This window comes from Pseudoalteromonas ruthenica (assembly GCF_008808095.1).
GTDB classification, from domain to species: domain Bacteria; phylum Pseudomonadota; class Gammaproteobacteria; order Enterobacterales; family Alteromonadaceae; genus Pseudoalteromonas; species Pseudoalteromonas ruthenica.
Genome location: NZ_CP023396.1, coordinates 1,558,297 through 1,584,263, shown reverse-complemented (window position 1 = coordinate 1,584,263; position 25,967 = coordinate 1,558,297). Strand labels below are relative to the sequence as shown.

The 25,967-nt window shown below is 47.1% G+C and carries 23 protein-coding genes and 5 tRNA genes; 18 read left to right on the top strand and 10 right to left on the bottom strand.

Annotation, left to right across the window (positions count from 1 at the left end):
* Position 1: 1 nt before the first annotated feature.
* The 3 genes from PRUTH_RS07515 to purF are packed head-to-tail and all read left to right on the top strand — an operon-like array spanning position 2 to position 2,727.
* Entirely contained in the window at positions 2–625 is a 624-nt protein-coding gene (locus PRUTH_RS07515; RefSeq protein ID WP_022945650.1) for an SPOR domain-containing protein, read from the top strand.
* 60 nt (positions 626–685) lie between these two features.
* The gene (locus PRUTH_RS07510) at positions 686–1,180 is read left to right on the top strand and encodes a CvpA family protein (RefSeq protein ID WP_022945649.1); all 495 of its coding nucleotides are present in this window, start codon (positions 686–688) and stop codon (positions 1,178–1,180) included.
* Positions 1,181–1,197: 17 nt separating this feature from the next.
* Positions 1,198–2,727: an amidophosphoribosyltransferase gene (purF, locus tag PRUTH_RS07505; RefSeq protein ID WP_151172964.1), complete on the top strand. Its 1,530-nt coding sequence runs from the start codon at positions 1,198–1,200 to the stop codon at positions 2,725–2,727.
* A 60-nt stretch (positions 2,728–2,787) separates the two neighbouring features.
* On the opposite strand, the gene PRUTH_RS07500 is transcribed toward purF, so the two are convergent.
* Positions 2,788–3,387 (bottom strand): Yip1 family protein, encoded by a 600-nt coding sequence (locus PRUTH_RS07500; RefSeq protein ID WP_022945647.1) that lies wholly within the window; start codon positions 3,385–3,387, stop codon positions 2,788–2,790.
* A 155-nt stretch (positions 3,388–3,542) separates the two neighbouring features.
* Between PRUTH_RS07500 and miaE the strand changes: the two genes are divergently transcribed.
* Positions 3,543–4,313: a tRNA isopentenyl-2-thiomethyl-A-37 hydroxylase MiaE gene (miaE, locus tag PRUTH_RS07495; protein ID WP_151172963.1), complete on the top strand. Its 771-nt coding sequence runs from the start codon at positions 3,543–3,545 to the stop codon at positions 4,311–4,313.
* Here the strand turns inward: miaE and PRUTH_RS07490 are convergent.
* The 3 genes from PRUTH_RS07490 to PRUTH_RS07480 all read right to left on the bottom strand — a co-directional run bounded on the left by PRUTH_RS07490 (position 4,286) and on the right by PRUTH_RS07480 (position 6,446).
* Positions 4,286–5,086, bottom strand: coding sequence for a substrate-binding periplasmic protein (locus PRUTH_RS07490; protein ID WP_151172962.1), 801 nt, complete (start codon positions 5,084–5,086; stop codon positions 4,286–4,288). The genes miaE and PRUTH_RS07490 overlap by 28 nt on opposite strands.
* A 72-nt stretch (positions 5,087–5,158) precedes the next feature.
* Positions 5,159–5,911 (bottom strand): UDP-2,3-diacylglucosamine diphosphatase, encoded by a 753-nt coding sequence (gene lpxH, locus PRUTH_RS07485; protein WP_151172961.1) that lies wholly within the window; start codon positions 5,909–5,911, stop codon positions 5,159–5,161.
* Positions 5,912–5,954: 43 nt separating this feature from the next.
* Positions 5,955–6,446 carry a peptidylprolyl isomerase gene (locus tag PRUTH_RS07480; protein ID WP_151172960.1) on the bottom strand — a complete coding sequence of 164 codons (492 nt, stop codon included), beginning with the start codon at positions 6,444–6,446 and terminating at the stop codon, positions 5,955–5,957.
* A 185-nt stretch (positions 6,447–6,631) separates the two neighbouring features.
* Between PRUTH_RS07480 and cysS the strand changes: the two genes are divergently transcribed.
* Both cysS and PRUTH_RS07470 read left to right on the top strand, forming a co-directional pair.
* Positions 6,632–8,011: a cysteine--tRNA ligase gene (cysS, locus tag PRUTH_RS07475; RefSeq protein ID WP_151172959.1), complete on the top strand. Its 1,380-nt coding sequence runs from the start codon at positions 6,632–6,634 to the stop codon at positions 8,009–8,011.
* Between the two features lie 195 nt (positions 8,012–8,206).
* A complete protein-coding gene (locus PRUTH_RS07470; RefSeq protein WP_151172958.1) occupies positions 8,207–9,118 on the top strand; it encodes a DMT family transporter in 912 nt (303 codons plus the stop codon).
* 52 nt (positions 9,119–9,170) lie between these two features.
* Here PRUTH_RS07470 and folD read toward each other — a convergent pair whose 3' ends face one another.
* Positions 9,171–10,028 (bottom strand): bifunctional methylenetetrahydrofolate dehydrogenase/methenyltetrahydrofolate cyclohydrolase FolD, encoded by an 858-nt coding sequence (folD, locus tag PRUTH_RS07465; RefSeq protein WP_022945640.1) that lies wholly within the window; start codon positions 10,026–10,028, stop codon positions 9,171–9,173.
* Between the two features lie 357 nt (positions 10,029–10,385).
* Between folD and PRUTH_RS07460 the strand changes: the two genes are divergently transcribed.
* The 12 genes from PRUTH_RS07460 to PRUTH_RS07405 all read left to right on the top strand — a co-directional run bounded on the left by PRUTH_RS07460 (position 10,386) and on the right by PRUTH_RS07405 (position 20,690).
* Positions 10,386–10,462: transfer RNA gene (locus tag PRUTH_RS07460), tRNA-Pro, on the top strand.
* Positions 10,463–10,512: 50 nt separating this feature from the next.
* Positions 10,513–10,589 (top strand) — tRNA-Arg (locus PRUTH_RS07455).
* A gap of 8 nt (positions 10,590–10,597) precedes the next feature.
* Positions 10,598–10,673, top strand: a tRNA-His gene (locus PRUTH_RS07450).
* Between the two features lie 20 nt (positions 10,674–10,693).
* Positions 10,694–10,770: transfer RNA gene (locus PRUTH_RS07445), tRNA-Pro, on the top strand.
* 28 nt (positions 10,771–10,798) lie between these two features.
* A tRNA-Pro gene (locus PRUTH_RS07440) sits at positions 10,799–10,875 on the top strand.
* A gap of 1,013 nt (positions 10,876–11,888) precedes the next feature.
* Positions 11,889–13,193, top strand: coding sequence for a trigger factor (tig, locus tag PRUTH_RS07435; protein WP_151172957.1), 1,305 nt, complete (start codon positions 11,889–11,891; stop codon positions 13,191–13,193).
* 104 nt (positions 13,194–13,297) lie between these two features.
* A complete protein-coding gene (gene clpP, locus PRUTH_RS07430) occupies positions 13,298–13,915 on the top strand; it encodes an ATP-dependent Clp endopeptidase proteolytic subunit ClpP (RefSeq protein ID WP_022944380.1) in 618 nt (205 codons plus the stop codon).
* A 115-nt stretch (positions 13,916–14,030) separates the two neighbouring features.
* Positions 14,031–15,314 (top strand): ATP-dependent protease ATP-binding subunit ClpX, encoded by a 1,284-nt coding sequence (gene clpX, locus PRUTH_RS07425; RefSeq protein WP_022944381.1) that lies wholly within the window; start codon positions 14,031–14,033, stop codon positions 15,312–15,314.
* A 128-nt stretch (positions 15,315–15,442) separates the two neighbouring features.
* A complete protein-coding gene (gene lon / locus PRUTH_RS07420; RefSeq protein WP_138509141.1) occupies positions 15,443–17,803 on the top strand; it encodes an endopeptidase La in 2,361 nt (786 codons plus the stop codon).
* Between the two features lie 227 nt (positions 17,804–18,030).
* Entirely contained in the window at positions 18,031–18,303 is a 273-nt protein-coding gene (hupB, locus tag PRUTH_RS07415) for a nucleoid-associated protein HU-beta (RefSeq protein WP_022944383.1), read from the top strand.
* Positions 18,304–18,466: 163 nt separating this feature from the next.
* On the top strand, positions 18,467–20,368 hold the full coding sequence (gene ppiD / locus PRUTH_RS07410; protein ID WP_151172956.1) for a peptidylprolyl isomerase: 1,902 nt from the start codon (positions 18,467–18,469) through the stop codon (positions 20,366–20,368).
* A 142-nt stretch (positions 20,369–20,510) separates the two neighbouring features.
* Positions 20,511–20,690: a hypothetical protein gene (locus PRUTH_RS07405; protein ID WP_151172955.1), complete on the top strand. Its 180-nt coding sequence runs from the start codon at positions 20,511–20,513 to the stop codon at positions 20,688–20,690.
* A gap of 3 nt (positions 20,691–20,693) precedes the next feature.
* Here PRUTH_RS07405 and PRUTH_RS07400 read toward each other — a convergent pair whose 3' ends face one another.
* The 5 genes from PRUTH_RS07400 to PRUTH_RS07380 are packed head-to-tail and all read right to left on the bottom strand — an operon-like array spanning position 20,694 to position 25,965.
* Positions 20,694–21,455: an ATP-binding cassette domain-containing protein gene (locus tag PRUTH_RS07400; RefSeq protein WP_022944386.1), complete on the bottom strand. Its 762-nt coding sequence runs from the start codon at positions 21,453–21,455 to the stop codon at positions 20,694–20,696.
* On the bottom strand, positions 21,455–22,450 hold the full coding sequence (locus PRUTH_RS07395; RefSeq protein ID WP_151172954.1) for an oligopeptide/dipeptide ABC transporter ATP-binding protein: 996 nt from the start codon (positions 22,448–22,450) through the stop codon (positions 21,455–21,457). Before PRUTH_RS07395 ends, PRUTH_RS07400 begins: the two co-directional genes overlap by 1 nt.
* On the bottom strand, positions 22,450–23,343 hold the full coding sequence (locus tag PRUTH_RS07390) for an ABC transporter permease subunit (protein ID WP_022944388.1): 894 nt from the start codon (positions 23,341–23,343) through the stop codon (positions 22,450–22,452). Before PRUTH_RS07390 ends, PRUTH_RS07395 begins: the two co-directional genes overlap by 1 nt.
* A complete protein-coding gene (locus tag PRUTH_RS07385; protein WP_022944389.1) occupies positions 23,330–24,364 on the bottom strand; it encodes an ABC transporter permease in 1,035 nt (344 codons plus the stop codon). The genes PRUTH_RS07390 and PRUTH_RS07385 overlap by 14 nt, the downstream gene beginning before the upstream one ends.
* Positions 24,361–25,965 carry an ABC transporter substrate-binding protein gene (locus tag PRUTH_RS07380; protein WP_026111030.1) on the bottom strand — a complete coding sequence of 535 codons (1,605 nt, stop codon included), beginning with the start codon at positions 25,963–25,965 and terminating at the stop codon, positions 24,361–24,363. Before PRUTH_RS07380 ends, PRUTH_RS07385 begins: the two co-directional genes overlap by 4 nt.
* Positions 25,966–25,967 lie beyond the last annotated feature (2 nt).

Here is a 25,967-nt window from a genome sequence, read left to right as displayed (position 1 = left end):
AGTGAACTCAGGGTTTATAAACCGCTTAGTGGGAACCATTATTGTCGTCGTCGCTGCGGTCGTTTTTATTCCCAATATCCTTGATGGCGATAAAGTGCGCTACAAAGAAGGGTTTAAAGCCATCCCAGAGCGCCCTGAGTTTAAGTCTATTGATCTGCAAGAAGCGTTATCGGAAAAAGCCGATAGCGCACCACTGCCTGATGATGCCAAAAGCGAAGAACTGGCAGCCGATGACGATAAGTTGCAACAGCGTGGTGATACTCAAAGCGGGGCTGATGAACAAAGTGCGCAGCAGGTTACCGAGCGCAATGATACGGTCACGGTTAACACCTTAGCCAAAGATGAGCCATTGACCCGCCCACAACAGAGTGCGTTAAAAGAAATGGCCTACGTGGTGCAGTTAGGGGCCTTCTCTCGCCAAGGTAGCGTGGATGCCTTGAGCAAAAAGCTTAAAGATGCCGGTTTTAATGTATTTACCCGCCCGGTGAAGACCCCAAATGGCGAATTGACGAAAGTGTTAGTGGGGCCTGAATTGGATAAGGCAACCTTGGAAAAGCAACTCCCCCAGTTGCAAAAGCTCACTAACTTAAAAGGGCGTATCACTCAATTCCAAGTGACAAAATGATCTGGTATTTAGTGCCTCGCTCCGTTAGAATGCGCCCCAAATAAACGACTAGTGGTTATTATGATCTGGGTTGATTACGCCATTGCCGGCATTATTGCACTGTCCACCATAATTGGTTTAGTGCGTGGCTTTGTTAAAGAGTCAATGTCGTTAGCCGTATGGGCCGCCGCGTTTTTTGTCTCCAGTTTATTTTACCCCTATTTAGCCTCCTACCTTACCAACATTTCAGAACCCCTTTTAAGAAATGCAGCAGCGATAGCCATATTATTTTTCTCTACGTTGCTTTTAGGCGGATTGCTAAACTATATTTTAGGCGAACTAGTGCAGCGCACTGGGTTGTCGGGCACCGATCGCGTATTTGGAATCGTGTTTGGTGCTTTACGTGGCGTGTTAGTCGTGAGCGCCATACTCTTCTTCCTGGATGCCTTTACCGGAGCCCCAAACACCGACTGGTGGAGCGCATCTCGACTAATCCCTGAATTTGGCTTTGTGATAGAGTGGTTTTTTGACTATCTCGAACACAATTCAAGCTTTTTAAATTCAGCTAACCGTTAATCGGCGAGGAAATTTTAATGTGTGGTATCGTTGGTATAGTCGGAACATCGCCCGTCAATCAGGCGCTGTATGACGGCTTGACTGTTTTGCAACACCGAGGCCAAGACGCGGCCGGTATTATTACCATAGACAATAATACCTTTAGTCTGCGTAAAGCCAATGGTCTAGTTAAGGATGTGTTCCATACTAGACACATGAAACGTCTGCAGGGAAATATTGGTATTGGCCATGTACGTTACCCTACCGCAGGTACGTCAAGCTCTGCAGAGGCACAGCCCTTTTATGTTAACTCGCCTTTTGGCATCGCCATGGCGCACAACGGCAACCTGACTAATGCCGAGCAGCTAAAAGAACAGCTATTTACCGAAGCGCGTCGTCACGTTAACACCACCTCAGATTCAGAAATTCTCTTGAATATTCTTGCGCATGAATTCAGCAAATCTGACAAGCTGCACTTGGCACCAGAAGATATCTTCGCTGCGGTTTCTGAGGTTAACTCAAAAGTAGTGGGTGGGTATGCCACCATGGCGATGATTATCGGTCATGGCATCGTTGCTTTTCGTGACCCCCATGGCATTCGTCCGCTAATTTTCGGAAAACGTGAAACCGAAAAAGGCACCGAGTACATGTTCTCTTCAGAGAGCGTGGCACTGGATACTGACGGCTTTGAGGTGATTCGTGATGTGGCACCAGGTGAGGCCATTTACGTAACCGAGGATGGACAACTGTATTCGCAACTGTGTGCAGATAAGTCGGTACAAAACCCTTGTTTGTTTGAGTTCGTTTATTTTGCGCGACCGGATTCCACCATCGACAATATGTCGGTGTACGCTACTCGCGTTAATATGGGCACCAAACTAGGCGAAAAAATTAACCGTGAATGGTCAGACAAAGACATTGATGTGGTGATCCCCATCCCTGAAACATCCTGTGATATCGCCCTAGAAATTGCTTCGGTATTGGATTTACCTTATCGCCAAGGCTTTGTTAAAAACCACTATATCGGCCGGACTTTCATCATGCCTGGGCAAGAGCTGCGTAAAAAGTCAGTGCGCCGCAAACTTAACGCGATAGATCGTGAGTTCAAAGGTAAAAATGTATTGCTGGTTGATGACTCTATTGTCCGTGGCACCACCTCTGCGCAAATTGTAGAGATGGCCCGAGAAGCCGGCGCTAAGAACGTTTATTTTGCTTCAGCAGCACCCGAGGTGCGCTTCCCTAACGTCTATGGTATCGATATGCCCTCAGCGGCAGAGCTAATTGCCCATGGACGTGAAGTAGAAGATATCAATGCGAGCATCGGCGCAGATGGTTTGATTTATCAATCGTTGGACGACTTGGTGGCTGCAGTGGCTCAGGAAAATCCAGAAATTAGTCGTTTTGAGACCTCTGTTTTTGATGGCAATTATGTCACTGGCGACATCAATCAGGACTACCTAAATCGCATTGATGAGTTGCGTAACGATGCCGCCAAATCAGTACGAGAGCAAGCCATGTCATCGAGCTTGGAATTACACAACCAAGATAGCGATTCGCAAGATGACTAACTGTGGTTAAAGAGCAATAAAAAAGGAGCCAAAGGCTCCTTTTTTATTGCTCCCACACTGCTAACTGAAGACCGGCGAGACAATCCCGTTAGTCCACAAAATTGCGGTAGCGGCAAGAATAATAACGAGTAACACCAAACCACATGTCACTACAGAGCTGGCGTAGATAAAGCCCCGTTCATGGGGAATATGCATCAAGATAGGAACACCTGTGTAGAGTAAATACACCGAGTAGCCAACCGCGACAATGCCCACAGACACGATAAACCATAAAGTAGGGTAGAAGGCTGCAAACGCGGCCATAAACACGGGAGTAGAGGTATATGCCGCAAGCTCTAAGGTCTGCGTAAAAGTTGGCTCGGCGCCAAAGGTTTTTGCCATCCAGTGGGCCAGGTATGCAAGTGCAAAAACCCCGACAATCAGAGCAACATACATAGCCACAGCTATCAGCATAGCGCTGTTGTGAGTAAGAAATACGGCATCGCCCGTGCCGACATGCCAGCCTAAGTGTACGCCGGAGTAGTAGCCCATTGCACTGGGAATACAGGCGATGAGGAGAATATGCGATAAACTGTAGAGTAAACTTTCGTGGCGATTATCAATCGTTTGCCACTCTTCCACTGGGTGGGCGTATAAGCCCCAAAGATGGTTCAAAATCATAGGTGTGCCCCTTAAATAAACTGGTTGTTATGGCTGTATTATTTTTCACCAGCCTTAATTAAGGTATCGTTCAGAGCAAAGAATTTGTCAAGAAAGCCCCATGGTAAAATCAGTATGGTAAAATGGTCGGCATTAGCGGTTAGTATTACAATTCTATGTTAGCGAAGTACCAACAACTCTTAGAACCGATCAACGCATTTTTACAATGTCAGACACCGGATGCATGGCTGCAGCAAGCTAAAAGGCCAGAGAACTTAACGGTAATTTTGACCGATCACCTTATTTGTGAGTTGAAAGCGGCACAAAGCGCCATGTACTTAATTCGTCGTTATGCGGTGGATGAGCAAAGTGCAGAAGCGCTGTTGGCTTGGCTCAAACCATACGAGGATTTTACCTACCGCCAGGTGGGGGATTGGCGAGAGCTAGCTGACTATAACCGCTTAAACAAATCGATGATGCCCAAGTCAGACACCCCTTATGGCCAAGAGCTGATCGATAAAATGGTGTTACTCATCAAAGAAGAATTGCACCACTTTTATCAAGTGTTAGAGATTATGCAAGCTTGTGGCATTGAATACGATAAAATTACCTCCAGCCGCTACGCCAAGGGCTTGTTGCGACATGTACGCACCTACGAGCCGCAGGCGCTGATCGATAAATTGATTTGCGGCGCTTATATCGAAGCACGCTCATGTGAACGCTTTGCTATGTTGGCCCCCCATGTTGATAAGCAATTGGGAGAATTCTACATCTCCTTATTGCGCTCAGAAGCGCGCCATTATCAAGATTACTTGAGCCTTGGCGAGCAAATAGCAGGTGAAGATATCAGTGCCCGCATCGCTTTTTTTGGTGAAGTAGAGGCGGAACTTATTTCATCTCCAGACCCAGATTTTAAATTTCACTCTGGTGCGCCAGTATCAAGATAGTGCTGTTTAAGTAAACTTAGTACTGCTTGTTGCTGCGGTGGCGGCAAGGGGTGCTGTGCTAATATATCCGCCACCCGACCTTGTTTGAGTAGACTTTGCATGCCGCTGCGAAACGCCTTTAGATGATAATGGCTAAGGGGATGCTGACGGGCGAAGGCTAAATGTAAGGTGTTTTCGCTCAACGCCGGTGAATCAAACATCAAGTGCTCAGAGAGTGCTAATTCACGAATAATATGTTCACCCACTTCTTGCGGACCGAGCACCCAGCTAATTCGACGGCGTTCGAGTAATTGCAAGGCTTTGCTCAGATTGGGCAACTCAACGTAGTCGATGCCGCCATAGTTTATGAGCAATTGCTCCTCACCATAGTCGCGACCAACGGCAATCGGGTCTTGTGCGACTAACGCTAAGTCGCCAGTAAAATCACGATTGCTTTTTGCATGGCGGAAAAGTCCACTATGGGCTTTTGCCAGTGCGGCGCTAAAGACAAAGTCTTGCTGCCGCGCCGTGGTTTTATATGCGCCTAATACGGCCGAATATTTCCCTTTCTTTGTCCCTCGTAAGGCCCGAGACCACTGCGTAAAATGAATACGCACAACTATATTTTGGCTTCGGAAAGCTTCACTGACTAAATGGGCCATCCAGCCATGTTGATACAAAGTGTTGGAAAAATAAGGTGGGAAAGGTTCTGTGGCGAGCTCTAATCGCTCCAATGCATGTGTGTGCTGACTGAGTATAAACACGAGTGCGCTTAAAAGTGCACGCAAGACCATACTTTGCTCCTATCGCAACATTGGGCAATCGTTCATTAGAGCAAGTATAGTTTGAAACTCAGCGAGCGCGAGTTAGTCAGCGTGTTGCCACTGTGTAAGCGTGTCAGCATGGTCGCCATAGTGCAGCCGCATATGCTGTTTATCAACCACTAGAAAAGAGCTTTGCTCGTACCAATCACCGAGGACGATACGGGTTTGCTCTTGATCATATTGATGCACTGCTGGGCGGTGAGTGTGGCCGTGGATCATGATCCTTACTTGATGTTTCGAAAAGGTATCAAGTACTGCTGAGCGCTCCACATCAAGAATTTCGATGGCCTTGTGCTGTTGGCTTTGTTTGCTTTTTGCACGGGCCTTTTTCGCCACACGACGGCGATACCAAAGCGGCATCGCGAGTATTAGTCGCGGCCACCACCAACCTCGGCTTTTGCGCCGAAAACGCTGATATTCAAGATCTTGTGTGCACATTTCATCGCCATGCAATAGCAACACCTGTGTTCCGTAAAGGTCTATCACCGTTTGCTCTGCAAGCAGTGTCATGCCTGCTTTTTGCGCATAACGTTGACCAAGTAGAAAGTCGCGATTGCCATGGGTAAAGTAAATGGCAATACCTTGGTCTGCGAGTTGTTTAAGCCGAGCGGCAATATCATCACTGAATGCGTCACTGGCATCGTCGCCCACCCAAACCTCGAAGAAATCCCCTAATATGTATAAGGCATCTACTTGCTGATCTATTTCTTTATCAAGGAAGTCGAAAAAAGCATCTGTGATCTCTGGTTGGTTGCTACTGAGGTGGAGGTCGGCAATAAACAAGGTGCGTGACATAGGCGTCCAGATAGTAAAGTGGCGCGCAAGGCGCGCCTATAAGTTATTCAACAATGACTTTGTTGATGATTACATCTTCTAGGGGGACGTCTTGGTGGAAGCCGGCGCTGCCAGTTGCAACGTCTTTAATTTTTTCCACTACATCCATGCCTTCAACGACTTCGGCAAACACGCAATAGCCCCAGCCTTGTGAAGTTTCACTGCTGAAGTTAAGGAAGTCATTGTCATTCACATTAATGAAGAATTGTGCCGTCGCTGAGTGTGGATCTGGGGTGCGAGCCATGGCCAGCGTGCCTTTTTTGTTGCTCAACCCGTTATTGGCTTCGTTTTTGATCGGTGACTGCACTTTTTTCTGTTCCATGCCCGGAGCAAAACCGCCGCCTTGAACCATAAAACCGTCGATGACACGGTGGAAAATAGTGCCGTCATAAAATCCGGATTTGGCGTAGTTCAAAAAGTTTTCAACCGTTACAGGGGCTTTGTCAGCAAACAGCGCGATTTTAATCGTGCCAAAGTTGGTATCTAGTACAACCATGATGAGTCTCTGATTTAATAATTAGGGGCCTATTTTATAGTAGGGTAGCGGATCAGACAATGCACCAAGCAATGACACTGCCCTAAAGGCTTTATTTTTGTTATTTTCAGAGGTCTTGCGTGTGGCGAGATAGTCGGGGCAGTGGTAAGATAGCGCCATTAATATAACGATAGGATCATATTGCAATGTTGCAGATATACAACACACTTTCACGTCAAAAAGAACGCTTTACTCCACTTAACGAGAATAAAGTAGACATGTATGTGTGTGGCATCACTATCTATGACTATTGCCATGTTGGTCATGCGCGCACCTATGTTTCCTTCGATGTGATGAATCGTTACCTACGCTATCTCGGTTACGATGTCACTTATGTGCGTAATATCACCGATGTTGATGATAAAATCATTACCCGTGCTAATGACAACAATGAGCCTATTAACGCCTTAACAGAGCGGATGACCGCCGCGATGCACGAAGACTTTCGTGCCTTAAATATTCTTGATGCCGACATAGAGCCTACCGTTACCGGGCACATGGATGACATTATTGCGATGATCGAGCGGCTTATCGACAAAGAGCATGCCTATGTTGCCGATAGTGGCGATGTCTTATTTGATGTATCCACCTTTAAAGAGTACGGCAAGCTGTCGCAGCAAGACTTAGAGATGTTACAAGCGGGCGCGCGCGTTGATGTCGCAGCAGGTAAAGACGACCCCTTAGATTTTGTGTTGTGGAAAAAGGCCAAAGCCGGTGAGCCTAGTTGGTCTTCCCCTTGGGGTGAGGGGCGTCCAGGGTGGCATATTGAATGCTCAGCTATGAGCTCAAAACACCTAGGTGAGTATTTTGATATTCACGGCGGTGGCTCTGATTTGCAGTTTCCACACCATGAGAATGAAATCGCTCAGTCATGCTGCGCCAATAATGGTCGCTACGTTAAAACTTGGATCCATACTGGCATGGTTCAGGTCAACAAAGAAAAAATGTCTAAGTCATTAGGGAACTTCTTTACCGTACGCGAAGTACTCAAAGCCTACGACCGCGAAACCGTACGCTATTTCCTTATAAACGGCCACTACCGGAGTCAGTTGAACTACTCGCAAGAGAATCTCGAGCAGGCGCGCTCATCGTTGGAGCGCTTATATACCGCTCTACGTGATGTTCAGCCTGTAGCTGTTGAACTGAACGGTCATCCGTTGGTAGCGCGTTTTGAGCAAGCCATGAATGACGACTTCAATACCCCTGAAGCCTTGCCCGTACTGTTCGAGTTGGCGAAGGAAGTAAATCGCCTAAAAGGGCAAGATGAGCAAGGTGCAGGTGAGCATGCCTATATCTTAATTAAGCTGGCTGAAGTGTTAGGTATTGCCCAGCAAGACCCTGCTGCCTTTTTACAAGGTGAGCAAGACGATGATGAAACGCAAAAAATTGAAGCGTTGATCGCCACACGTAATCAGGCTCGTGCTGATAAAGATTGGGCTGAGGCAGACGCCGCTCGTGATGCGCTTACGGCCATGGGAGTGGTACTCGAGGACTCCGCTGGTAAAACAACATGGCGTAAGGCCTAAGCGTTTATGTTAATTAAACGCCGCGCTTAGGCGCGGCGTTTTCGTTTTTACGTCACTCTTTTTCTCTCACCATGGTTGGCTGCACACTCAGTTCTTTGTTTTTTGAACGTTGCCTTTAAGTGGTGATTTTTCCATTGACCTCAATCTTAGTTGAGGTTTTACCCTGTTCGCGCTGAATGTAACTATGGAGCGTTGATGAATATTCTACTGGCAATGATCCCCGCATTTTTATGGGGCACCACTTATGCGGTCACTAAGTACGCCACCCCAGATTGGCCGCCAATTCTTCTCGGTGCTTTACGCGCCTTGCCTGCAGGGATACTGCTTTGGTTGATAAAGCCGTCGCTCCCTAAAGGTCGACAATGGCGGGGGCTAACAGTGCTCGCTTTGGTCAATATTGCTCTGTTTTTTGCTTTTATTTTTGTTATGGCGGTGAATTTGCCAGCAGCCATTGCCGGTGTAGGCATGGTCTCGGTGCCAGTGGTGGCGATGATTTATACTTGGGTTATTAAAGGTCAGCGCCCAAGTGCCGTGCAATCGCTATGTGCTGTGGCCATTGTTACCATCGCTTGGTTATTGTTTGACCCTCAGCATGTCGAATTGAGCCTCCTAGGGCTTGCTGCTTTAGCTGGGGCGTTGTTGTGTATTGTCATTGGTAGTTCGCTAGTGCAAACCGTGAGTATGCATATTCATTGGTGGACCGTGCTCACCTGGCAGTTAATTATTGGCGGCACTGCGCTGCTGATAGCCGCCGCAGTGCAAGCCAGCATATTTACACCCGATGCGTATATACCGCTTAGTGAGCCTATGACGGCAAAGCAATGGATCGCTTTGTTCTGGCTTATTGTTCCTAATACAGCACTTGCTTACACCTTGTACGTTTGGCTCTTAGGGCGTATGACGGTGGTGGAATTTACCTTTGGCACCATTGCCAACCCAATAGCAGGCATAGTAACAGCGGTAATTTTGCTCGCTGAACATTACCAAGGTTGGCAATATGCCTTGATGGCGTTGATGATCATGTTCTCGGTACTGCCACAGGGTGTTAACTTAGCAAAACAGCGGCTCAGACCGGTGGTGGCAGCCCAACCAAGGCAAGGGAAATAAGCACAAAAAAGCCAGCATTAAGCTGGCTTTTATTTCATATTGACACTGGCTGTCAGTCGCTGTGATAGTTCTCACAGGCCTCAAGGGTATTTTCTATTAGGCTCGCCACCGTCATTGGGCCAACACCGCCGGGCACGGGCGTGATGTAACTGGCACGTTGACTCGCAGCCTCATAGGCAATATCGCCAACCAAAGAGCCGTTATCAAGACGGTTGATGCCAACATCAATCACTAAAGCGCCGTCTTTCACCCATTCACCAGGAATAAACTCAGGTTTGCCTACTGCCACAACAAGTAAATCGGCACGACGAACGTGTTGCTCAAGGTCCTGGGTGAACTTGTGACAAACGGTAGTGGTACAGCCAGCGAGCAGCAGCTCCAATGACATGGGGCGGCCAACAATATTCGACGCGCCAACGACCACGGCATGCATGCCTTTATAACGGACCCCAGTGGAATCTAATAAGGTAATGATCCCCTTTGGTGTACATGGGCGCAATGCCGGCATACGTTGTGCTAAGCGGCCAATGTTATAAGGGTGAAAGCCATCGACATCTTTATGAGGGGTGATGCGCTCTAGTACTTTCTCTGCGTTCAGGCCTTCAGGTAGAGGAAGTTGTACTAAAATACCATCAACTTCTTTGTCGGCATTGAGCTCGTCAACCAGCGCCAACAATTGCGCTTCGGTGGTATCACCTGGGAGATCGTAAGATTTGGAAACAAAGCCGACTTCGTCGCATGCTTTGCGCTTAGAACCTACATAAACTTGGCTAGCTGGGTCTTGCCCAACTAGTACCACCGCTAAACCAGGAGCACGAAGACCTTGCTCTTTCCTAGCAGCAACACGTGTAGCCACTTGCGAACGCACTTGCTTCGCAATTGCTTTACCATCAATGATGTTTGCCGTCATGGGTAACCTATACCTTGGGGTTAGTGTGCTTTTTGCTTTAATGCATGAGCAACACATGTGAACGAAATACTTTTATTATCAGTGAGGGCATTTTGGGGTCTCCCGTCACCAACTGGCGGATATTTTCGCAGAAAAGCGTCTTGCCGCCAAGGTAAAGGGGGATGCTTAGCATGCTTTTATGGTCTAAGGTGATAAAAAATCAACCAAAATTGCTAAAACAACAGCACTATGTCCTAAAAATGAGCAAACGCGCAGTTCAAGGCAAAAAAATGTTTGACCTTGTCAGGGCAAATCACTATTATGCACCCCGTTGTCAGCGAGGGGTCAGTAAAGAGTCCTCAATGATGCATCAAGTATCGGCGATTAGCGCAGTTTGGTAGCGCACTTGGTTTGGGTCCAAGGGGTCGCAGGTTCAAATCCTGCATCGCCGACCACTTTCTTAGAAAGTGTCACTTGGTTCGCACGAAGAAGTATTCGTTGCACCGCGCCCGTAGCTCAGTCGGATAGAGCAACGGCCTTCTAAGCCGTCGGTCGAAGGTTCGAATCCTTCCGGGTGCGCCATTATAGTGGCGGCTGTAGCTCAGTTGGTAGAGCCCTGGATTGTGATTCCGGTTGTCGTGGGTTCAAGTCCCATCAGTCGCCCCATTTTTATACAATATGTTTATCGGCGATTAGCGCAGTTTGGTAGCGCACTTGGTTTGGGTCCAAGGGGTCGCAGGTTCAAATCCTGCATCGCCGACCATTTTCATATTTAGAACACATCTCAGTATCGGCGATTAGCGCAGTTTGGTAGCGCACTTGGTTTGGGTCCAAGGGGTCGCAGGTTCAAATCCTGCATCGCCGACCACTTCTAATAAATTCAGAAATATACATCTTGGTTTGGGTATGAACACATGCAGTCGCAGGTTCAAATCCTGCATCGCCGACCACTTCTAATTAATTCAGAAATATACATCTTGGTTTGGGTATGAACACATGCAGTCGCAGGTTCAAACCCTGCATCGCCGACCACTTCTAAATAAATTCAGAAATACACGTCTTGGTTTGGGTATGAACACATGCAGTCGCAGGTTCAAATCCTGCATCGCCGAGCACTTCTAATAAATTCAGAAATACGCATCTTGGTTTGGGTATAACCTCATGCAGTCGCAGGTGCAAATCCTGCATCGCCGACCATTTCTAATAAATTCAGAAATACACATCTTGGTTTGGGTATAACCGCCTGCAGTCGCAGGTTCAAATCTTGCATCGCCGACCACTTCTAATTAATTCAGAAATAAACATCTTGGTTTGGGTACAGCTCATACAGTCGCAGACTCAAACTCTCTAACATACACCGCACCATCTTTCTCTTATCAGTCATCAACGTTTTGCGCTAGATATGACAAGCATTGTTGCGTTTATCGCTGCGCTCTTACTCGCCGACATCAGTTAATCCAAGATTCTTAGCCGACCTTATTTTTAAGACAGCTTTTTGTACAGACTCGTAGAGTGGCATGTTGAACACAGCTCCATTAGCGATACTTTAACGCCAAGCGGTAATTACTTTTTTGACGCGAGTCCAACGTAGCTGTTGCTTAGAATTCATTGTTAGCAAATCCCCTCAATTTATTGCTGTAAAAGTAATCAGCAATGCGCCATACGCCCAATTTATTGGTGCTCGCTCTCGACTCTTATAAATATTAGGTTATAATGCCGCGTCTATTGTTTAACGTAAGTGCCCATAGGGCAGTGCAAGCATAGGGATCGCTGGCTATCGCCGAGGTGCATAATGTGCACTTAATGTGGTGTAGCAACTAATTGATCGCCATGTATGTAAGGAAGGCGCAAAGTCGCCACATTTGAAGATTGAGGTAAATCATGCAAGTTTCTGTTGAGACGACTCAAGGCCTTGAGCGCCGTCTGACTATCACTGTTCCTTCAGAGAACGTTGAGACCGAAGTAAAAAAACGCCTACAACAACTGTCTAAAACTCAACGTATCGACGGTTTCCGTCCGGGCAAAGTACCAGTTTCTATCATTAAAAAGCGTTACGGCACTGCTGTACTTCAAGAAGTTGCTGGCGAATTAATGCAGCGTAACTACATTGAAGCGATCGTTTCTGAGAAAATTAACCCAGCGGGTGCACCTTCATTTGCACCAAAAACGCTTGAGACAGGTAAAGACCTAGAATTCGAAGCGACTTTCGAAGTTTACCCTGAAGTTGAACTTCAAGGTTTAGACAAAATCGCAGTAGAAAAGCCAGCTGTTGAAGTAAAAGACGAAGATCTAGAAAACATGCTAGAGACACTTCGTAAGCAGCACGCTTCTTGGAAAGAGTCTGATGACAAAGCCGGTGAAAATGACCGTGTAACAATCGACTTTGTTGGCACTATTGATGGCGAAGAGTTCGAAGGTGGTAAAACTGAAGACTTCCCACTAGAGCTTGGCCAAGGTCGTATGATCCCAGGTTTTGAAGACAACATCGTTGGCAAGAAAGCCGGTGAAGAAGTTGTTGCTGACGTAACTTTCCCTGAAGAATACCACGCTGAGAACCTTAAAGGTAAAGCAGCGCAGTTCACTATTACTGTGAAGAAAGTTGAAGTTCAAGAGCTTCCAGAGCTAAACGACGAGTTTGCTAAGCTGTTCGGTATTACCGAAGGCGGTGTTGACGCACTTAAAGAAGAAGTGAAGAAAAACATGAGCCGTGAGCTCGACCAAGCGGTTAAAGCTAAGGTTAAAGAGCAGGCGATTGAAGGCCTACTTGAGCAAAACGAAGTGGACGTTCCAAAAGCACTTGTTGAGCAAGAAATCGATGCGCTTCGCAAGCAAGCGGCACAGCGTTTTGGTGGCGATGCTAACAACATGCCTGAGCTTCCTGCTGAGTTATTCCAAGAGCAAGCAATTAAGCGTGTTAAAACCGGCCTACTGCTTGGTGAAGTAATCAAAGCGAACGAAATCGAAGCCGATGACGCAAAAGTAGAAGAGCTTATCAACACCATGGCGTCTGCATACGAAGACCCAAGTGAAGTAGTTGAATACTACAAATCAAATGATCAGCTTATGCAGCAAATGCGTAACGTAGCGATGGAAGAGCAAGCAATTGATGCTTTACTAGCCAACGCGAAAGTAACTGATGTTGAAACTGCGTTTGACGACATCATGAACCCGCAGGCAGCTCAATAAGTCGTTGACTTAAGCTAAAAGCAACGTTTAAATGGCTCGTATGCTTTGTTTACAAAGCACCGAGCCATTTTAGTTTGTGTCGGTCACTAAGGAATCAAGTAATAATGAATAATGGTATGACAGATCCCCTAAACGCGTTAGTGCCAATGGTAGTTGAGCAAACTGCTAAAGGTGAGCGCTCTTTCGATATTTACTCGCGCCTTCTAAAAGAGCGAATCATTTTCTTAACTGGCCCAGTAGAAGACCAAATGGCCAACTTGATTGTGGCTCAGCTATTGTTCCTTGAATCAGAAAACCCAGACAAAGACATTCACCTTTATATTAATTCACCAGGCGGCTCTGTAAGCGCTGGTATGTCTATTTACGACACCATGAACTTTATCAAGCCAGATGTAAGCACCTTGTGCGTCGGTCAAGCCGCAAGCATGGGCGCGTTTTTATTATCTGGTGGTGCCAAAGGTAAGCGTCACTGTCTGCCTAACTCACGTGTGATGATTCACCAACCATTAGGTGGGTTCCAAGGCCAGGCGTCTGATATTGAGATTCACGCCAAAGAAATTTTATATATCAAAGACAAACTAAACCGCTTGCTAGCTGAGCACACCGGCCAGCCGCTCGATGTTATCGCTCGTGATACTGACCGTGATAACTTCATGACTGCTGATGCGGCTGTTGAGTACGGGCTGATCGATTCGGTCTTTGATCGCCGTAACGATAAATAAGCGCGAGCGCATTTGCCAAACAGCTGCGCATTGATAAGTAAAGTTTGGTATATTTGTTAAGAAGTACATTTGCTACTATGAATAAAAATAGTAGCGCAAAGAATGAGGTAGCTGAATGTCCGATAAACCAACAGACGGCGAAAAGACTAGCAAGCTGCTGTACTGCTCGTTTTGTGGTAAATCGCAGCACGAAGTACGCAAGCTAATTGCAGGTCCATCTGTTTATATTTGTGATGAATGTGTCGAGCTGTGTAACGACATCATCAGGGAAGAAATTAAAGATATCGCGCCAAAAACCAACGCGTCCGATAAGCTGCCCGTTCCAAAAGAGATCCGCAGCCACCTAGATGACTATGTGATCGGCCAAGAGCACGCGAAAAAGGTATTGTCAGTAGCGGTATACAACCACTACAAACGTCTTCGCAATGCGGGTACCACCGAAGGTATCGAACTCGGTAAAAGTAATATTTTGCTGATTGGTCCAACGGGCAGTGGTAAAACCTTACTCGCAGAAACGATGGCACGCCTATTGGATGTACCATTCACCATGGCGGACGCGACAACGTTAACCGAAGCGGGTTACGTCGGTGAAGACGTCGAGAATATCATTCAGAAACTACTGCAAAAGTGTGATTACGACGTCGAGAAGGCTCAGCGCGGGATCGTTTACATTGATGAAATTGATAAAATTTCTCGTAAATCAGATAACCCATCCATCACTCGTGATGTATCAGGGGAAGGGGTTCAACAGGCGCTCCTTAAACTGATTGAAGGGACTGTTGCCTCGGTGCCACCACAAGGTGGTCGTAAGCATCCTCAGCAAGAGTTCTTACAGGTAGACACCTCGAAGATACTGTTTATCTGTGGCGGTGCTTTCGCCGGATTAGACAAGGTTATCGAGCAACGCAGTGCTAAGAATACCGGTATTGGTTTTGGCGCACACGTTAAGTCTGCCGATGGTGAGCGTAGCATCAGTGAAACGTTTAAAGACGTGGAACCAGAAGATCTAGTTAAATATGGTCTTATTCCAGAGTTCATTGGTCGTTTACCTGTGGTTGCAACGCTTACTGAATTGGATGAGGATGCACTGATTCAGATTTTGAACGAACCTAAAAACGCATTAACTAAGCAATTCTCTTCATTATTCCAAATGGAAGATGTCGAGCTTGAATTCCGAGAAGATGCTTTACGTGCGATTGCTCACAAAGCGATGGAACGTAAAACCGGTGCTCGTGGCTTACGTTCAATTGTTGAGGGCGTATTGCTGGAAACCATGTATGAGCTGCCTTCGATGGAAGGAGTATGTAAGGTGGTAATAGACGAGACAGTGATTAAGGGTGAGTCAGACCCTATCTTGATTTACGAAAACAGCAGCCAAGACAAGGCCGCGTCAGAGTAAAAAACAAGCAGTTTAATTAAAAAAGGAGCACTAAGCTCCTTTTTTTATAAATTTGTTTGAACTTTCCCCCCTTTATCCCCATATACTTGGGTAATCTTTAAATTTTAAGAAGTCCGAAGAGAGTTAGCATGACGCTTGAAAGAACGGATCGCGTAGACATTCCAGTATTGGCGCTAAGGGATGTGGTGGTGTATCCCCACATGGTGATCCCTTTGTTCGTCGGTCGGGAAAAGTCGATTCGCTGCCTTGAAGCAGCGATGGATAAAGACAAACAAATTTTCTTAGTGGCACAAAAAGACGCTTCTGTCGATGACCCACAAACGGATGAAATATATACCGTAGGGACAGTCGCGAGTGTGCTGCAGCTACTCAAGCTACCCGATGGCACCGTCAAGGTGCTGGTTGAGGGCACGCAACGCGCCGCTATTACCCATTATACGCAAGAAGAAGAGTACTTCGCAGCCGAAGTTGAGTATATTCCTTCGACTGATATTGATGAGCGAGAGCAGGATATTTTCATCCGCAGTGCGATAAGCCAATTTGAAGGTTACGTTAAGCTCAACAAAAAAATTCCACCAGAAGTACTTACCTCGGTGTCGGGGATTGATGAGCCCGCACGCTTAGCCGATACCATGGCTGCGCATATGCCTATCAAGGTGCCCGAAAAGCAGAAAGTGCTGGAAATCAGTGACGTCACCGAGCGCCTTGAATACCTTATGGCAATGATGGAGGGCGAAATAGACCTCCTGCAAGTAGAGAAAAAAATTCGTGCCCGCGTTAAAAAGCAAATGGAAAAGTCACAGCGCGAGTACTATCTCAACGAGCAAATGAAAGCCATTCAAAAAGAGTTAGGTGAATTGGATGATGTGCCTGACGAGTTTGAAGGTTTACAAAAGAAAATAACAGAGTCGGGGATGCCAGCCGAAGCCGAAGAAAAGGCGATGGCGGAGCTGAAAAAACTGAAAATGATGTCGCCGATGTCGGCCGAAGCGACGGTGGTGCGCTCTTATATAGATACCATGGTTAATGTGCCGTGGAAGAAAAAATCAAAAGTGAAAAAAGACCTAGCAGGGGCACAAAAGATTCTTGATGCCGACCACTATGGTCTCGAAAAAGTAAAAGACCGCATCATTGAATATTTGGCGGTGCAGCACCGTACCAACAAGCTTAAAGGCCCCATTTTATGTCTTGTAGGTCCACCAGGCGTGGGCAAAACCTCACTAGGGCAAAGCATTGCTCGAGCGACGGGTCGCAAGTACGTGCGTATGGCACTGGGCGGCGTACGTGATGAAGCCGAAATTCGCGGTCACCGCCGCACTTACATCGGCTCTATGCCAGGTAAGTTAATCCAGAATATGACTAAAGTAGGGGTTCGTAACCCACTGTTTTTATTGGATGAAATCGACAAGATGTCATCGGATATGCGTGGCGATCCTGCATCTGCTTTACTGGAGGTGCTGGACCCAGAGCAAAACAGCACCTTTGCTGATCACTATCTAGAAGTTGACTATGATCTATCCGATGTGATGTTTGTTGCCACTTCTAACAGCTTCAACATACCAGGCCCATTGTTGGACCGTATGGAAGTGATCCGTTTATCTGGCTACACCGAAGACGAGAAACTCAATATCTCCAAGCAGCACTTAATCCCCAAGCAAATTAAGCGCAATGGCTTGAAAGAAAAAGAAGTGACCATCGAAGACAGCGCCATTATTGGCATTATCCGTTATTACACCCGTGAAGCCGGGGTTCGTAACTTAGAACGTGAGATTTCCAAGTTATGTCGTAAAGCGGTGAAAAATATTTTGCTCGATAAAGGTCTTAAACACATTACCATCAATGATGAAAACCTAGAAGAATACCTAGGTGTGCAACGTTACGATTACGGTAAAGTGGAAGGTGATGACCGCATCGGTCAGGTCACTGGTCTGGCGTGGACTGAAGTGGGGGGAGACCTACTGACTATTGAATCGTCTGCGGTACCAGGTAAAGGTAAGTTAAGCTACACCGGTTCATTGGGCGACGTCATGAAAGAGTCGATTCAAGCCGCGATGACCGTGGTACGCGATCGCACTGAAAAATTGCGTATTAACGATGACTTCCACGAAAAGCGTGATATTCATGTGCACGTGCCTGAAGGCGCCACACCAAAAGACGGTCCCAGCGCGGGCATCGCCATGGTGACTGCTTTAGTCTCAAGCTTAACGGGTAACCCTGTGCGCTCCGATGTGGCGATGACCGGTGAAATCACCTTACGCGGTGAAGTACTGCCTATCGGTGGTCTTAAAGAAAAACTGTTAGCGGCACACCGTGGCGGTATTAAAACAGTGGTCATTCCCAAAAAGAATGAGCGGGACCTAAAAGAGATACCAGAAAACGTTCGTGAAGGCCTTGAAATTCACCCTGTTCAGTGGATTGACGAGGTGTTAGATCACGCATTGGCGCAGCCTGTGGAGCGTTTTTCAACAGATCGTGCAAAAAGTGAGTAAAAATCACAAAAAATTGCCGCAAAGGGCTTTTCAAATCACACCTGTGTGATAAGTTAAGCACTAGATTTTGAGCCTAGGCCTTGTCCGGCCTAGGTTTCAAGCAGATCTAGGTGTTAGAAAGACGACCTTTGTTTTTCTAAATTACATAGCAAAGTGATGAGGCCGTTTTGTGTAAAACCGCACAAGGTTAGTCGCTCTGGATAATAACAATGTAAGGGGATGATATTGTGAATAAGTCTCAATTAATCGATCAAATCGCAGCTGATGCTGACATTTCTAAAGCGGCTGCAGGTCGTGCGTTGGATTCATTCATTGAGTCAGTATCAACTGCACTTAAAGACGGCGATTCCGTTGCCCTAGTTGGTTTCGGTACTTTTTCTGTACGTGAGCGCGCAGCGCGCACTGGCCGTAACCCGCAAACTGGTGAAGAAATTCAAATTGCTGCTGCAAACATTCCTTCGTTTAAAGCAGGTAAAGCGCTTAAAGACGCAGTTAACTAATTTGCGAAACTTGAGCTGCAATTAGCGCAACTGTGCTAGATTGCTTCAAGTGAAAAAGCGTATCTGTTAAGATACGCTTTTTTTATACCCACCGCCTCGAAATTGAGGGACAATAGAGTCTGAGTTCGTTGTTTAGCGGTTAAATAAAATAGAGATAAAATAAATGCTAGAAAAAATCAGAGAAGGCTCGCAAGGCTTAGCGGCCAAAATTATTCTAGGGCTGGTGATTTTATCTTTTGCTTTAGCAGGGATCGGTGGCTATTTAGGCCAATCAACCGAACAATCCGTGGCTGAGGTAAATGGAGTTAAGATCACTCAGCGCGAATTTGCTCGTGCCTATGAAAACGAGCGTGCCCGCTTAGAGCAGCAGTTTGGCGAATACTTCGCACAACTTGCTAACGATCCAAGCTATATGGCGCAAGTGCGTCAATCCGTCACTGACCGCTTAGTACAGCAAGAACTACAAACACAGTTAGCGGCAGAAATGGGGCTTCGCGTTAGCGATGAACAAGTTAAACAAACGATTCTAGAACTCCCAGCTTTCCAGTTTGGTGGTCAGTTCAGTAATGACCGTTACCTGCAAGTGATCCGCCAAATGGGTTATCAAGCAGATGGCTTCCGTGAGTACCTGCGTGAAGAAATGACGCGTTCACAACTTGTTTCGGCACTTGCTGGCACAGATTTCACGCTAAGTAATGAGTTAAGCCAAGCCGTGGGTCTGCAACAGCAACAGCGTGCTATTGATTATTTAGTGCTCGATAACAACGCTTACAAAGCCCAAGTAGAAGTGAGCGACGAAGAGGTTCAAGAATACTACGACCTAAATCAAGCGCAGTTCCTTTCGCCAGAGCAGGTGAAAGTGTCTTATGTTGAGCTAAGTGCCGATGATTTAGAATTGGCTGAGCCTATCACAGATGAGCAAATCAACGACTACTATCAGCAAAACAAAGCCTACTATTCAGAGCCTGAAAAGCGCCGTGTTGCCCATATTTTGGTTGAATATGGCGATGATCAGGACAGTGCTGAACAAAAAGCCAATGACCTACTCACACAGCTTAACAACGGCGCTGATTTCGCCGAGCTGGCTAGTAATGAGTCAGACGATATCGTCAGCGCGGAAATGGGCGGTGACCTAGATTGGATTGAGCGTGATATGCTGGATCCTGATTTTGAAAAAGCAGCGTTTGCTTTGCAAAACGTGGGCGAACTTTCACAAGTTGTTGAGTCTGAATTCGGTTATCACATTATTAAGCTCACCGACTTGCAGCCAGGTGAAACCAAGCCTCTTGCCGAGGTAAAAGAAGACATCCGCACTGAGCTGGCGAAAGTTGAAAAAGCTGACCTATTCTATGAGCAGCAAACAGAGTTGGCAGAGCTTTCATTTGAGGTGGCTGATACATTAGAAGACGCTGCTGCTGCGGTAGGAGCGCAAGTACAAACCACACCTTGGTTAGCCCGTGGACAGCTAAGTGCCCCGTTGAATGAGGCTAACGTGCAAGCAGCCATCTTCTCGCCAGAGCTACTGGAAGATAGAGTTAACTCAGAAGTTTTGGATTTAGGTAATGAGCACGTGATTGTGGTACGTATCGCTGATCATAAACCTGCGGCAACTAAGCCTTTGGCTGAGGTGAGCGAACAAATTAAACAAACGCTGATAGCTGAAAAGGCTACCGCCAAAGCGAAAGAGCAAGGTGAAGAGCTGTTTGCACAATTACAAAGCGGCACCAGCCTTAACGCCATTGCTCAGCAAGCAGGTGTTGAAATGCAAAGCGAGGACGCCCTTAATCGTCGCAGCTTCAGTGTGGCACCCGCTCTGGTAGAGCAGGTATTTAAGCTGGCACACCCACAGGATGAGCCTGTCGTGGATATGGTTGAGCTTAATAATGGCAACATAGCCCTGGTTGCGTTGAAGTCAGTTAACACTCCGAGTGAAACTGAAGTTAATGCCCAAGTGAAGCAAAACCTCACCATGCAAATGGCAAACAAAAACTATCAAAGCTTTATTGAAGCGCTTGAGGCTCAGGCTGAAGTGGTTCGCATGCGCCAGCAGGGGCAATCAGAATAAAGTAACATGAATGCAAAAGGCGCCTATTCGGCGCCTTTTTTGTCTCTGCGCAGCGCCTAATAATAAAACTGACGTCGGAACATGAATTACACTTAGCAATGTAGTACAGTGAAACTAACCCCAATAAGGAGTGTGAGGAAGTATGAAAGGTGTATATCGATTTTTAATTGCTATGGTGCTTATTGTTGCAGCGATAGCATCATACAGCGCTGGGAATAGTACCGGGCTTTTTGCTTTTGTGGTGCTTGGCTTTATGTTTGAAGCGGCTTTTTGGTTGCGCCTTTTCCCACTGAGTAAAAAGCGCAAATCACACGCCTGCTAGCCATTAACAAGTCAGTAAACGCTGGCAGGTTTTGGATTGGGGGTTACCGAAAATTTCACCGGTTTTCCCATACTCCACCACTTCCCCGTGATCCAGCACTAACACCTGATCACTCATGTGTTTTACCAAACTCAAATGATGGGTGATCAATACGTAACTTAACCCTGTCTCCCGTTGTAACTCTAACAGTAAGTTTACCGTCTGTGCGCGTACTGAGGGGTCAAGGGAGGAAAGCGCCTCATCCAATACTAAAACTTTAGGGTCCAGGATCAATGCGCGTGCCAGTGCAACGCGCTGCAATTGCCCGCCAGAGAACATATGCGGGTAGTATAAACGGTGCTCAACAAGCAGCCCCACCTTCGCTAATGTTTGCTTTATTTTTTCCAGTCTTTGTTCGCTGCTAAGCTCGGTATTCAAGCGTAAACAGTCATCTAAAATCTCGCCGATAGTGAGCGCAGGATTGAGTGACGTGGTTGGGTCTTGGAAAATCAACCGGATGTGCCGACAGTCGCCATGGCGACTAGTCCCGTCATGCACTAAATCACTTTCTAAAATGATCTGGCCGCTACTGGCCTCATCGGCGCCGGCCAACACCTTTGCGAGTGTACTTTTTCCTGCACCCGTCTCGCCAATAACCGCTAACGTTTCGCCGCGACCTATACAAAATGAGATATCTTTGAGTAAACTGACCTTCTTATGGCTCAGTAAGCCCGCCCTCACAGCCAGTTGCTTGCCCAAACCTTGTACTTTCAATAAGGGTTGCATCAGCTTTGCTCCTGTTTATGTAAAGGGAAGTGACAGGTATAACTATGACCTTGCTCTTTGTCTAACTTAGGAGTAACGACACAGGCTTTCTGTGCGTTAGGACAGCGTGGCCCAAGCCGACACCCTATAGGTAGATGCTGCAAGGTGGGAATGGTGCCTTTGAGGGCGAACAGCGGCTCTTTATGGCCAAGTGCAACATCATAGTCGGGCAAGCTCTGTAACAGCGCTTTAGTGTAAGGGTGACGCGGTTGAGCAAACACTTTTTTGGTCGGTCCAGCCTCCACCATTTGCCCGCAATACAGCACGTGCATACCATGTGTCCAGTCAGTCAATTCTTCGAGTTCATGAGAGATCATCAGAATCGACATATTTTTAAGCTGATTTAAACTTTTCAGTAGTCGAAATACTTGCGCTCGTGTGGTGCTCTCCAATGCTGTGGTCGGTTCGTCGGCAATAAGTAGCTTAGGGGAGCGGGCGATGGCCATCGCGATCATTACCTTTTGGCACACGCCTTCTGACAACTCATGTGGGTAACTGGTCAAAACCTTGGAGTGCTCTTTGATGCCCACCTTGTGCAACAGTGCCCTGACACGCTGGCGTTTAGCTCTGCGTCGTTGCCATAAATTACCGGTGTAGTTGCGCGCCGGAATACTTTCTTCAATTTGGTCACTGATCTTCGCTGTGGGATCGAGGCAACGACTCGGCTCCTGATAAATCATCGCTAAGTCTTGGCTTACCAACTTACGTCGCTTTTCATCAGAGAGCCGCATCAAGTCAACGCCGCGCCAGTGCATGCGGTCGGCCGTGACCCGCCAGCGTTTATTTAACGCACCCACTAAGGCCTTGGCAATGAGGCTTTTGCCAGACCCCGACTCGCCAATTAAGGCGTGTACTTCACCTTCTTTTAGGCTGAAGTTTACTTTATCTACCACACGAATCACCGAATCTGAGGTCGTCAATTCTATGGTCAGATTTCGAATATCGAGCAATTGCATCAGTCCGCCCGCCGCTCTTTGAGTACATTACGCAAACCGTCACCAACAAGATTGGTGGACAGTACCGCTAAAAACAAAAGGATCCCCGGTAAGGCAACGGTCCATGGTGCGAGGTAAATTAGGCCTAGGTTTTCCGCCAATATAGCTCCCCACTCAGCTGTCGGAGGTTGCGCGCCAAGCTTCAAAAAGCCTAAGGCAGCAATGTCCAAAATGGCTAATGACAGCGCCATAGTAAAAATAACCACAATACGTTCGTAAATATTGGGGAAGATGCCCCGCACTAAGATTTGCCAGCGGCTGGCTCCATCAAGGCGAAATGCGCTGATGTAATCTTTATTAAGCTCTTCGACCACCAAGTTACGCACTGAGTGGATAAACTGTGGCAACAGCGCAAAGATAATCGCCCACACGGTGTTCATCAAACCCGGTCCGAGTATAGCGATGATGATAATCGCCAGCAGTAACGACGGGATAGATAAGGTGATGTCTAACAGGTGATTTAGGAAGCTCGCACGCAGGCCATGGCTCATACCGGCGAAGGTGCCAACCAATACGCCCACCAAGGTGGTCATCAGTGCTGCAATAATTGATAAGCCGAAGGTATAGGTCGCACCATTCATAAGGCGTGAAAGTACATCACGGCCCAAATCGTCGGTACCTAAAATAAAGCGTACATCGCCATCCTCATGCCATGAGGGAGGAATTAATAGCGCATCCGCATGTTGCTCGTTAATGCCGTAAGGCGCCAGTAACGGCGCGGTGGTAGCAAGTACCGCCAGCGCAATAAAGAGCCATAAACCAACCAAAGACACATGGTTAGATTTAAACTTGCGCCATAACCGCGACAGCGGCGACACGTTAGACTGTTCGGTAAATAATTTAAACTTTGCCATGCGCTTGATTCCGTGAAATCGGGTCGAGCAGGGTGTAGAGCAACTCGGTGATAATGGTGGCGAAAATAATGAATACCGAGATTGCCAATAAGCCACCTTGAATTGCTGGGAAGTCACGTTGGTAAATGCTGTCTATTAACCAGCGACCAATGCCAGGCCATGAAAAAATAACTTCAGTGATCATGGCTAACGTGATCAGCGCACTAAATTGCAGGCCGATTTGTTTTATCACCGGCAACAACGCATTGCGAAGCGCATGGTGAAAAATCAGTTGGCGACGGCTCAACCCCTTCGCCCGGGCCGTTTTAATATAGTTTTGGTCAAGCACGTTGAGCATTGAGTCGCGGGTAAAGCGGATTAAAACCGTGGTTGGGTAGGTCGCCAGCACCAGTGTTGGCAATGCCAGATGATGCAGTGCATCGGCAAAGGCAAGGCCGCCATAGGGAAAGCCCGCAACCATAATATCTAGCAAAATAAAATTACTGTATGCGGGGATCTCGTAAAGCAAACTGATACGCCCAGACATAGGGAATAGCCCCAGTTGTAAGCAAAATACCATAATAAGCAGCAGTGCTAACCAAAAAATAGGCACAGAGTAACCGACTAATGTAAAACCACTAATGAGCTTATCACCCCAACGCCCGTGTGATAGGGCGGCGATGACTCCCGCCGGAACTCCCGCCAACACGGACACAAACAGCGCATAAATAGCGAGCTCAAAGGTCGCAGGAGCCAAATCTAATACATGGCCAAAAACACCATCGCCGGAAGCAAAAGATAACCCCCAGTCGCCCTGCATAATGCGTCCTAAAAACGCAAAATACTGCGTTACATAGCCATCATCCATATGGTATTGCTGCTGCAATTGCGCTGTTTGCGAAAAGCCTGCAGTTTCAATACCACTAAAGTTCGTTAGCGGGTCACCAGGGAACAGGTAGCCCAATGAGAAGGTAAACACACTCAGCGTAAAAAGCATAAAAACCAGCAATGAAACCCGGCGTAAGGCGAACTCTAACATCATGGCTTTTTACTCGCGTGGGCTAAAGATATGCCGCCAAAGGGACTAAGGCTGATCCCTTTTACTTGGCTGTCACGAGCTTGCGAGCGCTTACCATGAGCCAGAGGAAATAGGGGTAGCTGTTTCGCTATCATCTGTTGCGCCTGGTGGTAAAACTGTTGTCGCTGCGCTTGCTCTGTGGTGTCTAACGCCTGCGTCAGGAGCATATCAAATTCGGGATTACACCAGTTGGCCGGGTTTTTACCGCTGTAAGTGGCGGCGCAGCTCAGTAATGGGCTAAAGAAATTGTCTGGGTCGGGGGTGTCTGCGGCCCATCCCAACAACACACTATCATGACGATGTTCGCCTACGCGCTGTAAAAAAGTATTCCATTCATACTCGACAATACGCACATTAACACCAATTGCACGCAGGTCACTTTGCATCAGCTCTGCCATTTTGCGTGCATTGGGGTTATAAATACGGCTTACTGGCATGGCCCAAATAGTCATATCAAAGCCATTTTCATAGCCAGCGGCACTGAGCATCTCTCGAGCCTTTTCTGGGTCGTATTGGGGCAAATTAGATTGCTGCTGGTAGGCCCAACTAATGGGCGGTAACATTGAAGCCGCTTTCACGCCTTGACCGTAATAGACCGCCTGCATAATTTTGTCGACATTAATGGCATGGGCTAATGCTCGGCGTACTTGTGGATTATTAAAGGGCACACGTTCAGTATTAAAGGCCCAATAGCCCACGTTAAGGTTATCTTGTTGTTCCAACTCAATATCGTCGCGTTGGCGCAGAACGCTTGATTGGGTCGCACTTGGGTGTGGGGTGACATCGCATTCTTTGGTTAAAAGCTTGGCAATGCGTGTTGTGCCATTAGGAGTAATATCAAATACCAACTGATCGAGGTTTACTTGGTGTTCCCAGTACTCGGGGTGTGAATAGTAGCGGATCAGTCGGTCACGTTGGTATTCACGATAAACAAACGGGCCGGTGCCCACAGGTAGCTGGTCAAACAAATCCATCTGCTCGTTGGCCATCAGGGTCATTGCATACTCTTGCGAGGTGATCACCGCGAAGTCTGTAGCCAGATTCGCTAAAAAGCTACTTTCGGGGTTAAACAACTCAAATGTAACTTGGTATGGTGAGTCTTTGCGAATGTTGCGAATAAGCTGATCAAGACCAACACTCTGAAAATATGGGTAGCTGGCTTCACCAACGAAGTGATAGGGGTTGTATACGTCGAATAAGCGACTAAAGGTAAATACCACATCATCGGCGTTAAAATTACGGCTGGGAGTAAAATAGCGGGTGGTATGGAATTTTACATCTTCGCGCAGGTTAAAAGTCACTTCCGTGCCATCATCGCTAATTTCCCAACTGGTCGCCAATTCGGGGATAAATTCACCGGTGATGGGATCAATACGTAGTAAGCGGTTGTACAACTGTTTAGCGATCAGATCGATAGTTGAACCGGTGGTCGTTACTTGCGGATTAAAAGAGACAGGGTTGGCCTCAGCACAATAAACCATGCCTTCCATAGGTGCATACTGCGTGTCTTCGTCTTGGCACCCCATTAAGAGCACCATGGCAATGCCTAACAACCGTGTGTACACAG

Excerpts from the sequence above, each read along its gene's own strand:
- PRUTH_RS07510 (WP_022945649.1), top strand. The coding sequence starts at position 686 with ATGATCTGGGTTGATTACGCCATTGCCGGCATTATTGCACTGTCCACC.
- purF (WP_151172964.1), top strand. The coding sequence starts at position 1,198 with ATGTGTGGTATCGTTGGTATAGTCGGAACATCGCCCGTCAATCAGGCG.
- PRUTH_RS07500 (WP_022945647.1), bottom strand. The coding sequence starts at position 3,387 with ATGATTTTGAACCATCTTTGGGGCTTATACGCCCACCCAGTGGAAGAG.
- miaE (WP_151172963.1), top strand. The coding sequence starts at position 3,543 with ATGTTAGCGAAGTACCAACAACTCTTAGAACCGATCAACGCATTTTTA.
- PRUTH_RS07490 (WP_151172962.1), bottom strand. The coding sequence starts at position 5,086 with ATGGTCTTGCGTGCACTTTTAAGCGCACTCGTGTTTATACTCAGTCAG.
- lpxH (WP_151172961.1), bottom strand. The coding sequence starts at position 5,911 with ATGTCACGCACCTTGTTTATTGCCGACCTCCACCTCAGTAGCAACCAA.
- PRUTH_RS07480 (WP_151172960.1), bottom strand. The coding sequence starts at position 6,446 with ATGGTTGTACTAGATACCAACTTTGGCACGATTAAAATCGCGCTGTTT.
- cysS (WP_151172959.1), top strand. The coding sequence starts at position 6,632 with ATGTTGCAGATATACAACACACTTTCACGTCAAAAAGAACGCTTTACT.
- PRUTH_RS07470 (WP_151172958.1), top strand. The coding sequence starts at position 8,207 with ATGAATATTCTACTGGCAATGATCCCCGCATTTTTATGGGGCACCACT.
- folD (WP_022945640.1), bottom strand. The coding sequence starts at position 10,028 with ATGACGGCAAACATCATTGATGGTAAAGCAATTGCGAAGCAAGTGCGT.
- tig (WP_151172957.1), top strand. The coding sequence starts at position 11,889 with ATGCAAGTTTCTGTTGAGACGACTCAAGGCCTTGAGCGCCGTCTGACT.
- clpP (WP_022944380.1), top strand. The coding sequence starts at position 13,298 with ATGAATAATGGTATGACAGATCCCCTAAACGCGTTAGTGCCAATGGTA.
- clpX (WP_022944381.1), top strand. The coding sequence starts at position 14,031 with ATGTCCGATAAACCAACAGACGGCGAAAAGACTAGCAAGCTGCTGTAC.
- lon (WP_138509141.1), top strand. The coding sequence starts at position 15,443 with ATGACGCTTGAAAGAACGGATCGCGTAGACATTCCAGTATTGGCGCTA.
- ppiD (WP_151172956.1), top strand. The coding sequence starts at position 18,467 with ATGCTAGAAAAAATCAGAGAAGGCTCGCAAGGCTTAGCGGCCAAAATT.
- PRUTH_RS07405 (WP_151172955.1), top strand. The coding sequence starts at position 20,511 with ATGAAAGGTGTATATCGATTTTTAATTGCTATGGTGCTTATTGTTGCA.
- PRUTH_RS07400 (WP_022944386.1), bottom strand. The coding sequence starts at position 21,455 with ATGCAACCCTTATTGAAAGTACAAGGTTTGGGCAAGCAACTGGCTGTG.
- PRUTH_RS07395 (WP_151172954.1), bottom strand. The coding sequence starts at position 22,450 with ATGCAATTGCTCGATATTCGAAATCTGACCATAGAATTGACGACCTCA.
- PRUTH_RS07390 (WP_022944388.1), bottom strand. The coding sequence starts at position 23,343 with ATGGCAAAGTTTAAATTATTTACCGAACAGTCTAACGTGTCGCCGCTG.
- PRUTH_RS07385 (WP_022944389.1), bottom strand. The coding sequence starts at position 24,364 with ATGATGTTAGAGTTCGCCTTACGCCGGGTTTCATTGCTGGTTTTTATG.